The organism is Nostoc sp. NOS(2021) (assembly GCF_017115025.1).
Lineage (GTDB): Bacteria > Cyanobacteriota > Cyanobacteriia > Cyanobacteriales > Nostocaceae > Nostoc.
The window spans coordinates 17,115-29,310 of record NZ_JABXKM010000315.1; the positions used below are offsets into that span (position 1 = coordinate 17,115).

The following is a 12,196-nucleotide window of genomic DNA, read 5'->3' on the forward strand; positions in this document are numbered from 1 at the left end:
ACAAGAAGCGAAATCTTCTTATCATCTCCCTACTAGAAGTAGCGAGAGTGTCAAATGAGAGGCAAATAAAAACTTTTTACTCAAGATTTGAGAGTTACTCATGAAATTGGCATCATTAACAAATGTTTTGCTTACAGGTGCGATCGCTCTCGGCGCGACTGCAACCATCAATCAGCCAAGTCAAGCCGAAAGTAGGCGAGGATTTTATTGTGACACCTCAGCAAACAAACCCGTGACGGTGTACACAAATTCTAGAGGTGTTCCTGAGCCTTGGATTCGCTGGACTTCCAATTACTTCAGAGACGCTGGCTATAATAAACTGACGCGCTGCCAAGACGTGAGCCACCGCTTGGAAACTTACCGCCGCAACAGAGAACTGAAGTTTATTACTGTCGGTAAAATGAACGGACAAAATGTGGTTTGCACCGCCAATCAAGTCAATGGTCGCTGTGAAAACTTGATATTGACCCTCAAACCCACTGAAGATGGCGTGCAAGCGCTAACTAATCTCCTGGCTTGGCGGCAAGGAAAGGCAGGTGCGCCCCCCTTCAGTAAAAGCAACAGAATACCTTACGTTGATTTGAGGGAACATCTAGGGATTTCCAAAGAATAAATTAAGTAGGTAAGCATAGTTACTTAGTATCCAATCTGGGCGCGACCTGTTATATCATGTCCGGTAAATTACTTGTGATTCCTGCGTGACATTTCCCCCAGCCCCTGTGCTATTAGGGCTACGGTGTACGCACAAATCTTTCTCAACGCAATTTATAGGTAAGTCTCATAGCCCCTGAGATACCTCACCCTGGTTTTGCTACGCTTTCACCTGTCCCTCTCCTTACTAAGGAGAGGGATGTCCTATAGGACAGGGTGAGGTTCTTTTCTTATGGGCAATTCAGCGGACATGATATTAGCACCAAAGCCGAATCTTAAGGCTGATCAAAGTTTTTCCTGTGCTAAATTTGAACTGGGATAGTAACAAAGTTACAAAGCTATAGTTTAGGTTTTATATGCCTAACTGGTGCGCCATCCTCTGGTATGAGCGTATACCGCCGAGTACTTTAAACTATATCGTTTGATTAGCTCAATTGGAAGAGCGATCGACTCATAATCGATGCGTCACAGGTTCGAGTCCTGTATCAAACCCCAGAAAGTTAGCTCAATTGGTTAGAGCAATCGACTCATAATCGATCTGTCGTAGGTTCAATTCCTGCACTTTCACCCAACCCCTGTCCGGGGTCAAAAGACACTACTCTGTCACAGTAGCCAATATGGTACGGGAGAAATCCCAAAACGGTTCGAGTCCGTCATTTTCCAAACTCTGCGGTGCAAGTGTTTTGCTGTCGGTCATTACTCGTTAGGGTGATGTTCGGTAGCCACAGTTAAGGAGCAAGCGCAACTGCATTTCTCCCTACCTTGAGTATGTCCCTTCGTTTCCTACATCTAGTTTTCTTTCGGGATTCTAAATTGGCAACCGAACGGCATATTTGAGCGCGGTTCTCTTTTTTTAGATTGCCATTGAGCAGTTTAGGAAAAGTAACAACAATCTTAATCCAGCTTTGGAGAAGCTTTTGCCCACACCTCAACTGTAAACACTTGCAGTTGTAGAGTAAAAAAACTTTTGTATTATGTACAGCACAAATCTACCCACTACCCCATTAGCGACTGAAAGTAATCTAGAAAAGTTGCGAACTGATAATTTAGCACTTTTGCGATCGCATGGTTTAGCTGAATATAATACTGCCGAAGAAATAGCCTTTGCAATGGGGATAAGCTTGGCAAAACTTCGCTTTTTGACAACTAGCCGTTCTACATCCCCAATTACACATTACCTCCGCTTCAAAATATCAAAAAAGACAGGTGGAGAAAGAATTATTTCTTCACCAAAGCCCAATCTTAAGGCTGCTCAAAGGTGGATTTTAGAGAATATTTTAGAGAAATTAGAAGTTCATAATGCAGCGCATGGGTTTTGTAAAAATCGTTCGATAGTCACCAATGCTAAACCCCATGTTGGCGCAAATGTAATAGTCAATCTTGATTTACATAATTTTTTTCAGTCAATTTCCTACAACCGTGTCAAAGAATTATTTTGCGGCTTTGGTTATTCAGAACCTGTGGCGACAATTTTCGGGTTGATTTGTACGACTGCGGAAATAGAAATAGATGGGCAAATTAACTATATAGCTTCAGAAAAGCGCCACTTACCTCAAGGTTCGCCTGCAAGTCCTGCTATTTCAAATCTAATTTGTCGTTATCTCGATAGTCGTCTCACTACAATCGCTGAAAATCTGGGGTTTTGCTATACGCGGTACGCTGACGATTTAACATTTTCTGCTTCTGGGGATGCATCGCACAGAATATCTAATTTAATTAAAAACACTAAATTCATTATTACTAGTGAGGGCTTCACTGTTAATCCTCATAAAACCAAGATTTCAAGTAAATCCATGCAACAGCAGGTAACAGGTGTTATTGTAAATACGCAATTAAATATATCTAAAAAGACATTAAAAGCCTTTCGTGCAACTCTATATCAAATTGAACAAGAAGGCTTGTCTGGCAAACAGTGGGGAAATTCAACTAATTTAATTGCCGCAATTACCGGATTTGCAAATTATGTAGCAATGATTAACCCCAACAAAGGCGCAGAACTCCAATCACGTGTGGAACGCATCAAGCAGAAATATAAATGCAAAGAATAGCTTACAGCGCTTTTCAAGTAATTAAACTACACTACTCCCTATTCCCCGTCTCATTCGTGGTTTAAATACCTGAAATTGCTGTAAATAAATATCCAATTCGAGCAATTTTCCCCTTCCTACTTTTTCCTGTGCTAGATTTGAACCGGGATAGTAACAAAGTCACAAAGCTGTAGTTTGGGTTTTGTATACCCGACTGGTGCGCCAACCTCTGGTAACAGCGTATACCGCACAGTGATTTAAACTATTTCACCATGAAAGTTAGCTCATTTGGTAGAGCGGTCGGTGTATCGCCGATTATTTATAGGTTCGATTCCTATACTTTCAGCCAAAAACCCTCGCCCTGGGTACGGGCACCTTGTTAGGGACAAGGCAGCAGAACTGTTGGGTATTAAAAAAGACCCAATCAAAAATGGGTATTGAAAAAGACCCAATCAAAAAAACTTTTTGTTTTTTCTACTCTGTCATGCAGGTATTGATAACAGTAAAGGAGCTAGCGTAACTGTATCTCTCCCTAACTTGAGTATGTCCCTTCGTTTCCTACATCTAGTTTCCTTTGGGATTCTATATTGACAAAGCGAACGGCATATTTGAGCATGGTTCTTTTCTAAATTGCCATTGAGGAGTTTAGAAAAAGTAACAGCAATCTTAATCCAGCTTTGGAGAAGCTTTTGCCCGCACCGGAACTGTAAAAACCTGCACTGGCAGAGTAAATAAATATCTTGTAGTATAGAGTAGTACAAGAAACTAAAACCAATCCTTTAGCCTTTGTCTACTCCAGTACTTGATCTGTGAGACATAGGTGGTATTTGAGTTCAAGCAAGGTTATAAATGTTTTTATCAAATCTTCTTAACTGGTTGAAGCGATCGCTCAAATTATTTATGCAAATTACTATGTGGAAAACATTTTATATCAAACCTAACGAAATCGGCATCTTATATCACCGCAGTGACTTTAAGAAAATTTTGCAGCCCGGTACACATACATATTTTGGTCGGCATTGGCAAGTCAAAATTTATGACCTCAATCAGCCACAAGCTGAGATTGAAAACCTAGAACTGTTGTTGCGAAATTATGAAGCCGAATTGCAACAACATTTATTGATTATCAGAACCGCATTCAACCAAGCTGCGTTAGTCCGCTACGGTCAGAATTGGGTAAGCGTTGCACCAAATCAATTGATTGCTTTTTGGCGTGGTTTTATTGAAGTAGAATCTCATCTGTTCAACTTGGAAGAAAGCTGGGAATTGCCTAGTTCCTTTGTGCAGCAATTGCGCTCAGTTGAGTTGAATGGACTGAAAAAGTTCCAAATCTCAGAGTATGAGATTGGTTTACTATATTTGCAAAATAATTTTGTGCGACCCCTAGAACCAGGAGAGTATGCCTTTTGGTCGGTAGGTAGGGATGTTACAGTCCGAACTCTCAGCCGGATTATCCCTAACCCAGACTTTCCCCTGGAAGATGTACTAATTGAAAAACATCCCGACTTTATTGCTGCCTACTGTGAAATAGTGCAATTACTGACTTCGCAAGTTGCAATTGTGCGATATCGAGGTAAAGTCATTTCTATTTTGCCGCCTACAAGCCGCAAGCTATTTTGGCAGGGTGTTGCAGTGGAAATTCTTGACATCAGCGCTGATGCTCAGTTACAGTCTGCTTTAGTGGCTGAGTTGGTTGAGGGTTCAACAGAAGTGAAATTGCTCAGTCGTAACTGTTTGCATATTTGTCAAGTTCCCGCCCAGCACGTTGGATTAGTATACATTAATCAAGAGTTTCAAGGGCAGCGATCGCCAGGAGTACACGCTTGGTGGTTATTTGGACGCTCTTTTCAAACCGAAACCATCGACCTGCGACTACAAAATATGGAAGTATCCGGTCAAGACATTCTCACTAAAGATAAAGTACCTCTGCGGTTGAATTTGACGGCTGGCTACCGCATCCAAGACCCATTGAGAGCAAAAAACGGGTTGTCAGATATTTCCGGTTTCTTGTACAAAGAATTACAGTTTGCTTTGCGTGGTGCGGTCGGCGAACGGAGTTTAGATGCCTTATTAGAAGATAAAGGTGCAATTGATAGAAGTATATCTGAATACATCCGCCAGAAAGCCGCAGACTATGGAATTGAAGTAGATTCTGTAGGTGTCAAAGATATTATTTTACCTGGTGAGATTAAGACTATCTTGAGCAAGGTAGTCGAGGCAGAAAAAACCGCTCAAGCAAACGTAGTCAGACGTAGAGAAGAAACCGCCGCTACTCGCAGTATGCTAAACACTGCCAAAGTGATGGAGGATAACCCCGTTGCATTGCGTCTGAAGGAACTCGAAGTACTAGAGCGAATTGCAGAGAAGATTGATCGAATTCAAGTTAACGGCAGTTTGGATAGTATTTTAACAGACTTGATTCGGATGAATCCGTAGCGATTTGGTTATTAAAGCTTAAGTGTTGGGTTAGATTGCGTATTGGTAAATTCAATTGTAAGCAAATGTTTGCGATCGCGCCAAACCCAACGTGTAAAAGTTGCTTACCTCCGGTTAGCTGAAACGTTAGACTAGATATAAAATTTATATAAGCTGTGATTCTTAGCTGCGTTGCACAGTCATTGTGAAACTGCTTCTAAACTAAAACCTCTGTGGCCGGATTATTTCTCATTCTCGTGATAGAGTTATCTAGATCATTTGTTCTCTATTTGAGATGACTAATCTCCCACATCCAATTCAATATCAAGGCAGTAAGAGAAATCTAGCTTCAGACATTCTCAGATTTGTACCCAACAGAGTGGAGAGGCTGGTAGAGCCATTTTCAGGAACTGCTGCAATTAGTATCGCTGTCTCTTATAAAGAAATTTCACAAAAATTTTGGATTAATGATCTAAATAAACCTCTGGTTGATCTACTGGAGTTGATTGTAGAGAAACCAGATGAAATAGCAGATGCTTATGCCGATATATGGAATGAGCAGCATGATGATTCTGTAGAACACTTTTATCAAACCAGAAAAAGATTCAATAAAACCAACAACCCAAAGCTTTTTCTATACTTGTTGGCTCGATGTGTAAAAGGCGCTGTACGATATAACTCTGAAGGGTTTTTCAATCAAAGCCCTGATAAAAGGCGAAAGGGAACCCAACCTGAGAAGATGAGGAAAAATATAGAAGGAGTTTCTAGGCTTCTTAAGGGTAAGTGTAAATTTACATACTTGGATTATAAAGATATTCTAGCTGAAGTTAGAAATAGCGATTTTGTCTATATAGATCCCCCATATCAAGGTGTATGCGGCGATAAAGATTCAAGATATTATTCTGGGATTAATTTTGATGATTTCGTTATAGTTCTCAAAGAGTTGAATAGCAAGGGTATCATGTTTGCGGTTAGTTATGATGGCAAACGAGGAAATAAAACCTTTGGTAAGGAATTACCTGAAGAATTAGGACTCAAAAAAATTGAAATCGAAGTTGGGCAGTCGTCTCAAGCAACATTATTAGGTAGACAAGAAATTACAGTAGAGTCTTTGTATTTATCATCAAGTTTATCGCGCGATCGCAATTTAGATTTGGAGAGCTATATTAGCAAGGCACATAAACAGATTACTCTTCTGGAACGGCATGGACAGTTCTCAACAGCATCCTCTATTACCCGATGATTTCATCCAATTTTGTCAGTCAGTAACTGCTAAAAGACCAAAAGCTGTTATCGATCATATCTTACAATATGGCTTTGTAACAACAGAAGAGTTGAAAGAAAGATATGGCTACAATCATCCTCCTAGAGCAGCTAGAGATGTTCGAGAACATGGAATTCCTCTAGAAACATTCCGCGTTACAGGAACTGATGGAAGGAGAATAGCTGCTTATAAATTTGGAGATATCAGTAAGGCTAGATTTTCTAGGCTATCCGGTAGAACGGGCTTATCCAAGCAGTTGAAGGATGAATTGATCAAGAGATATGGCTGTAAGTGCTTCATCTACTTGGAGGAAATTGATAAGCGGGAATTGCAAATCGATCACCGCGTTCCTTTTGAAGTTGACGGAGAACCAGAGCTAGAGTCTGAAAGCTTTATGTTACTTTGTGGTTCTGCTAATCGAGCAAAATCTTGGTCATGTGAGCATTGTGAAAATTGGAAAAGTATAAAAGACAAATCTATTTGCTTGTCATGTTACTGGGCGTATCCAGAAAATTACACGCATGTTGCGATGCAACAAGTTAGGAGGATAGACCTTATGTGGCAAGGGAAAAATATTGAAATTTATGAAAAATTAAAACAACAGGCAGTTAGATTGCATAAAGAAATTCCTGAATTTATCAAGGAGATCATTGAACGAGATATTAGGCAAAATGGTGACAGCTAATACCATTTTCCTTTCAAACTCATAATGATCCGGTTCTCGGCAATACTCCTGAGCCAGAGTTAGGCAGAATTACAATCTATCCCAATGTTGCTATCGGTGCGATCGCACTAGCGGGTTATTGGTTAATAAGTCAGACAAAGCCCATTGACCAACATCGGTAATAAATGGTCTAGCAATACATTAATGGCTGAACTCGCTCAAATATAATTAATTAGTAGAAAAGTAAGTTGGCAAAAAGTTGATGTACAAAGGTTTGTATGTTTCAGTGCTACTTGTTGCCACTGACCTTGGTCGTTAGCCTATTGGTTTTACATCTTTGGTGTAGTAATACTTGCAAAGGTGTATATTTACACTCAGATCGCATTAAAATATATAGATAAACTCTAATTATGCCGATTCAATCGCATGGAGTCGCTGCAATGTCAATTGATGAAGTTAAAAACCAGCAAAAGAATGATCTAGCTCAACCCGCAACAGGCTTAATAGAAAACCTAGTAAAGGCAAAAGACAAGAAAAAATCTAAAAAATCAAAACGGATTTTTGATAGTAGCACAAAAGCTTTTAACAAGAAAATTCCCAAAAAGACTTTTGAAACTGAACTAGAGCAACTCCAGATTGAGCTAGTCAAAATGCAATACTGGATTAAGCACGTCGGCTATCGGGTTGTCATCATATTTGAAGGACGCGATGCTGCCGGTAAAGGAGGAGTAATTAAACGGATTGCCGATCCTCTCAATCCTCGTGGCTGTCGTGTAGTTGCCTTGGGAACCCCCTCTGATCGTGAGAAAACTCAGTGGTATTTTCAGCGCTATGTGCAACATCTTCCGACAGCAGGCGAAATAGTCCTCTTCGATCGCAGTTGGTACAACCGAGCCGGAGTTGAACGGGTGATGGGTTTTTGTACTGAAGCAGAATATCAAGAATTCATGCAATCTTGCCCGGAATTTGAACGAATGCTTGTGCGATCGGGCATTGTTTTAATCAAGTACTGGTTCTCGGTCAGCGATGAAGAACAAGAGAAACGCTTTCTCTCTCGCAGTCACGATCCAGCAAGGCGCTGGAAACTCAGCCCGATGGATTTGGAATCACGCGATCGCTGGGTAGAATTCTCCAAAGCAAAAGATACCATGTTTGCTTACACGAATATTCCAGAAGCCCCCTGGTTTACGATTGAAGCGGATGATAAAAAACGTGCGCGACTCAACTGCATTCATCATTTGTTGAGCAAAGTTCCTTACGAAGATATGACACCTCCTCCCTTAGAGCTTCCCTCTAGACCTGTGGCTGAGGATTATCTTCGCGCCCCCCGTAATGAGCAGTTCTTTGTTCCTCAAGTGTATTGAGCAAGATTCCTGAGTCAAAACTATGGCGTACAGCGACTTTACTCTAGAAAAAGTTTCGGCTGTTTTGGGAATCACCACCCAAGAAGCCGATCTGTTTCCCAAGCTTGTACCTCTTTCTATTCCTTCGTGGTTAAATGAAACTTTAGGAAAGCGAACCCAATTAGCTCTGATTAGTGAAAAGGCTCGGAGTGAATTTATTATTGTACCGATTTTACTAGCCTGTCGCGATCTCAGCCAAGATAGCTTGGCTATTTTCTCTGGACAAAGACTTGATGTTGATCCTGCACAGGGCTTGATTGGGGAATGTGATTTTATTTTAGCAATAGCTCCACCTATACCACCATTGCGTAGCCCAATTCTGACTGTTGTGGAAGCGAAGAAAAATGATGTTGAAGCTGGGTTAGGACAGTGCATCGCACAAATGGTGGCGGCGGATTTATTCAATCGTTCATCTGGACAAGCAGAAATTCCTGTGTATGGATGCGTGACAACAGGAGAAATTTGGCAGTTTCTTCAACTTTCGCAAAAAGTGGCTTTGCTTGATAAGCAAAGATATTACTTGGATAACGTCGGAGCTATTTTGGCAATTGTACAGACAATTGTTCAGAAATTCAGTAGTTAATTTGTGTAACACTTTGTTCTCGCAAGTGGATGAATCTACTCTCGCTACTACGGGTTACTTCTTATGTATCTCACACACAATCTCTAAAAATTTTCGAGTTGGGGCGATCGCTACAACGGCTTACTTCTTAGACATCTCACAGATAATCTTTAAAGGCGTAGGCGTTGGCGTAGCCTCTCGTAGAGAAGCCCGTCGCAGACATCGCTACGCGGGTTACTTTTTCTGAATCTCACACACAATCTCGTCATGCGATCGCTACAACGGTTTACTTCTTGTGCATCTCACACACAATACCTGTCATGCGATCGCACCAACGGTCTACTTCTTATGCATTTCACATACAATCCCTAAATTTTGTCGAGTGAAGGCGATCGCTTGAGTGGTAAATTGAATACGGTAATATGGAGTATCAGACATTCAGTAGACCTAAAAGTTCTGCGATCGCGCACAGAAAGATACCTATAAAATTGATCATTGTCAAAAAAACGTATTTTTAGATAGATTTTTTGGAAAACCCTTGAGCGAGTTTAAATAAGTAAAACTAATGAATCACCTCAAAAGTTAAGGGTAACGTGCCCATCAAAACATAGTTCTGGTCTTGTGTTACGCAATTTTTGTAAAGTATGGAGGTAAAGAAGCAAAATTGAGGATTATTTAGTTTGGCTATGACTACAACTACCCCAGTTCTAACTGATAGTAAAACGTTGAGCGAAGTAGTTAACTGTTTAACAGAAAATATTCCAATTCAGACTCAAGGTAAGTGTGAACAGAAGAATATATTTTAAATTTTAATTCGAGCAGCAACTCAGAAAGATAGTATTGAAAACACAACCAAAGTCTTAAAAACTGTTCCCACAAGTAACGATATTCGTTACCATTTAGAGAAATATTCAGACCTGAACTCTCTGGAATCAGATTTAAATACTGCACTTTCTTTGCCGCTTACCAGATGGGATTCGACAAGGGAAACAAAAAATTGCTATCGATTTCAACTTAATTCCATATTATGGTGAACCATCGCCATCAGAAGCACCATATATTTATAGAAGTCAAGCTAAAAGTGGGACTTGTTCTTTTTATGCTTACGCTACTGTTTATCTAATTAAGAAGAATAAATGAGTTACTTTAGCCATTAAAGCTGTTCAACAACAAAATACTTTAGTTGCAATTATCACTTATCTTTTAGCACTAATTGAGCCTTTAAAACTGAAAATAGAACGATTGTATTTAGACCGAGAATTCTTTTGTGTCCAAGTCATCAGATGGTTGCAAGCTCTTGATATCCCCTTTGAAATGCCAGTAATTATTCGAGGCAAACATGGCGGGACTAGACAATTGATTAGAGGTCGGCGTAGTTACAAGACTAGTTATACTTTAAACAGCGATAAGTATGGCTCAGTCACTTTTAATGTGTGGATAGTTTGTACATATAAAAATGGTAAAAGACTTTTCCCTTGGTCGGGAGTTTTTTATTTACGCAGTCTATAAAGTACAGTTATCTTTACACCTGATACATGATGACTATCGTCTTCGTAAAGGGAATTGAGAGTAGCTATCGGATGAAAAACCAGTGCCGGATTAAAACTACTATTAAAAATCCCATTATTCGGCTTTTATTTGTAGCTTTGGCATTTTTAATTATTAATATTTGGATTTATCTAGTTTGGCATTATCTTAGCCGTTTAAAGAGAAGCTCTAGACAAGTTCTTTCTCACCTATTTACCCTCAAACAGATGCTTGAATTTCTACGTCAAGCCGTAGACCGCAACTATGGGGTAGCCTGCGAAGTTTCTTTACCATCTGGTTGATTTTCGGGACTTATCTATAAGCGAATCTTATTATTAAAATCTCACAATCACCTTTTGTACATTTCGCAAAAAACGGTATCATACACTACTATTTTTTAGCGATGGCTACGCCCACCGAAGGCATCGCAGAAGTTTTCGGTCTACTGAAAGTACCCGGATTGTTAATTGAGGATTGGACGGTTTAATGCGACGCCGAATAGCCCGTCGCAGACATCGCCACAACGGTTTACTTCTTGTTCATCTGACAGATAATCTTTAAAGGCGATCGCAGTTCAACTTAATAGTACAATTTAAAGTATTTGCTTGAGGATATCAGCAATGACGGCGAAAGAGCAACTTCTTCGAGAAATTGAGCAAGCACCAGAGGAACTGATTGAAGCAATTTTATACATTTTGCAGTCTGTAAAGGCGCAACCTAGCTTCCAAGGTTCTAATCAAGATAGTATTCAGGAAGCAGATAGCACCCAAGTAATTGCTTCTCCTCTTGAAGCGGATAACTCCTTAGAAAATCTCTTCAACGAGTTCGAGCAATTTGCTCAGAGTATTCCTTCTGAAGAACTTGTTAACTTGCACACAGATAGCGCAGAGCAACACGACCAGTATCTCTACGGAACTCCTAAAACATCAGCATGAATCTTGTTTTCGTAGACACGTTTTACTGGATAGCGCTTGCTAATCCACGAGATGCATGGCACGTCCGCACTCAAGAGATACACAAATCGCTGATGCAAACCAAACTGATTACAACCGATGAGGTGCTGACTGAGTTTGTGAATTATTTCTCAACTGCTGGTAGATACACCCGAAGCGGAATATTTCAACTAGCACAAAGCATTCTGCAAAATGATCGGGTTCAAGTTATTCCACAAACACGCGAATCCTTTTTAGCTGGTCTAGCTCTCTATTCTCAACGCTTCGATAAAGGCTATAGCTTGACAGATTGCATTTCTATGCACACTATGCGCCAACTGGAGATCGTGGAGGTACTGACACACGATAAACACTTCACCCAAGAAGGCTTTGCGATTTTGTTGTCTGATTGAGTATCGCAAGTAAGCAAAACGTTATTAAAATAGCGATGTCTACGACGGGCTTCTCTACGAGAGGCTACGCCAACGCCTACGCTACAATAGTCTACTTCTCGTCCATCTCACACACAATCTCTAAATATGCAGTAGTGTGTTGTTGAATAAAGGCAATGATTAAAATATAAGATTAAGCTAATGTACTTTTAATTTGCATAACCAGGGCGGGCAAGATGCCCACCCCACAAGAGTTTTACTTCCAGGTAATATGCAAGTTAAATCTCCAACAGCTTATCATATCATGTCCGGGTAATTAGTTGTGATTCCCATAGTCATTGCACCCCACCCCCAGCCCC

The 12,196-nt window shown here is 40.3% G+C and carries 11 protein-coding genes and 3 tRNA genes; all 14 read left to right on the plus strand.

Annotated features, from left to right (window positions below):
* Positions 1–100 precede the first annotated feature (100 nt).
* The 14 genes from HWQ41_RS30785 (at position 101) to HWQ41_RS30850 (ending at position 11,858) form a co-directional block, all read left to right on the plus strand.
* Positions 101–613, plus strand: coding sequence for a COP23 domain-containing protein (locus tag HWQ41_RS30785; protein ID WP_292771502.1), 513 nt, complete (start codon positions 101–103; stop codon positions 611–613).
* 457 nt (positions 614–1,070) lie between these two features.
* A tRNA-Met gene (locus tag HWQ41_RS30790) sits at positions 1,071–1,146 on the plus strand.
* Positions 1,146–1,222 (plus strand) — tRNA-Ile (locus HWQ41_RS30795). Before HWQ41_RS30790 ends, HWQ41_RS30795 begins: the two co-directional genes overlap by 1 nt.
* A 403-nt stretch (positions 1,223–1,625) precedes the next feature.
* Complete coding sequence (locus HWQ41_RS30800) at positions 1,626–2,699, plus strand: reverse transcriptase family protein (RefSeq protein WP_292771505.1); 1,074 nt, start codon at positions 1,626–1,628, stop codon at positions 2,697–2,699.
* 252 nt (positions 2,700–2,951) lie between these two features.
* Positions 2,952–3,027, plus strand: a tRNA-Ile gene (locus HWQ41_RS30805).
* 563 nt (positions 3,028–3,590) lie between these two features.
* A complete protein-coding gene (locus tag HWQ41_RS30810; RefSeq protein ID WP_292771526.1) occupies positions 3,591–5,114 on the plus strand; it encodes a slipin family protein in 1,524 nt (507 codons plus the stop codon).
* A 274-nt stretch (positions 5,115–5,388) separates the two neighbouring features.
* Complete coding sequence (locus HWQ41_RS30815) at positions 5,389–6,336, plus strand: DNA adenine methylase (protein ID WP_292771507.1); 948 nt, start codon at positions 5,389–5,391, stop codon at positions 6,334–6,336.
* Positions 6,299–7,042, plus strand: coding sequence for an HNH endonuclease (locus tag HWQ41_RS30820; protein WP_292771509.1), 744 nt, complete (start codon positions 6,299–6,301; stop codon positions 7,040–7,042). Before HWQ41_RS30815 ends, HWQ41_RS30820 begins: the two co-directional genes overlap by 38 nt.
* Before the next feature lie 389 nt (positions 7,043–7,431).
* Entirely contained in the window at positions 7,432–8,385 is a 954-nt protein-coding gene (gene ppk2 / locus HWQ41_RS30825) for a polyphosphate kinase 2 (RefSeq protein WP_292771511.1), read from the plus strand.
* A gap of 22 nt (positions 8,386–8,407) precedes the next feature.
* Positions 8,408–9,007 (plus strand): hypothetical protein, encoded by a 600-nt coding sequence (locus HWQ41_RS30830; protein ID WP_292771513.1) that lies wholly within the window; start codon positions 8,408–8,410, stop codon positions 9,005–9,007.
* A gap of 25 nt (positions 9,008–9,032) precedes the next feature.
* Positions 9,033–9,233 (plus strand): hypothetical protein, encoded by a 201-nt coding sequence (locus HWQ41_RS30835; protein ID WP_292771515.1) that lies wholly within the window; start codon positions 9,033–9,035, stop codon positions 9,231–9,233.
* 1,288 nt (positions 9,234–10,521) lie between these two features.
* Entirely contained in the window at positions 10,522–10,815 is a 294-nt protein-coding gene (locus tag HWQ41_RS30840) for a hypothetical protein (RefSeq protein WP_292771518.1), read from the plus strand.
* A 318-nt stretch (positions 10,816–11,133) separates the two neighbouring features.
* The gene (locus tag HWQ41_RS30845; RefSeq protein ID WP_292771520.1) at positions 11,134–11,448 is read left to right on the plus strand and encodes a hypothetical protein; all 315 of its coding nucleotides are present in this window, start codon (positions 11,134–11,136) and stop codon (positions 11,446–11,448) included.
* Positions 11,445–11,858, plus strand: a complete 414-nt coding sequence (locus HWQ41_RS30850; protein ID WP_292771522.1) for a PIN domain-containing protein — start codon at positions 11,445–11,447, stop codon at positions 11,856–11,858. The genes HWQ41_RS30845 and HWQ41_RS30850 overlap by 4 nt, the downstream gene beginning before the upstream one ends.
* Positions 11,859–12,196: the final 338 nt, after the last annotated feature.

What these genes read in the sequence shown, in the direction of transcription:
- HWQ41_RS30785 (WP_292771502.1), top strand. Translation starts at nt 101, where the DNA reads ATGAAATTGGCATCATTAACAAATGTTTTGCTTACAGGTGCGATCGCT.
- HWQ41_RS30800 (WP_292771505.1), top strand. Translation starts at nt 1,626, where the DNA reads ATGTACAGCACAAATCTACCCACTACCCCATTAGCGACTGAAAGTAAT.
- HWQ41_RS30810 (WP_292771526.1), top strand. Translation starts at nt 3,591, where the DNA reads ATGTGGAAAACATTTTATATCAAACCTAACGAAATCGGCATCTTATAT.
- HWQ41_RS30815 (WP_292771507.1), top strand. Translation starts at nt 5,389, where the DNA reads ATGACTAATCTCCCACATCCAATTCAATATCAAGGCAGTAAGAGAAAT.
- HWQ41_RS30820 (WP_292771509.1), top strand. Translation starts at nt 6,299, where the DNA reads ATGGACAGTTCTCAACAGCATCCTCTATTACCCGATGATTTCATCCAA.
- ppk2 (WP_292771511.1), top strand. Translation starts at nt 7,432, where the DNA reads ATGCCGATTCAATCGCATGGAGTCGCTGCAATGTCAATTGATGAAGTT.
- HWQ41_RS30830 (WP_292771513.1), top strand. Translation starts at nt 8,408, where the DNA reads ATGGCGTACAGCGACTTTACTCTAGAAAAAGTTTCGGCTGTTTTGGGA.
- HWQ41_RS30840 (WP_292771518.1), top strand. Translation starts at nt 10,522, where the DNA reads ATGATGACTATCGTCTTCGTAAAGGGAATTGAGAGTAGCTATCGGATG.
- HWQ41_RS30845 (WP_292771520.1), top strand. Translation starts at nt 11,134, where the DNA reads ATGACGGCGAAAGAGCAACTTCTTCGAGAAATTGAGCAAGCACCAGAG.
- HWQ41_RS30850 (WP_292771522.1), top strand. Translation starts at nt 11,445, where the DNA reads ATGAATCTTGTTTTCGTAGACACGTTTTACTGGATAGCGCTTGCTAAT.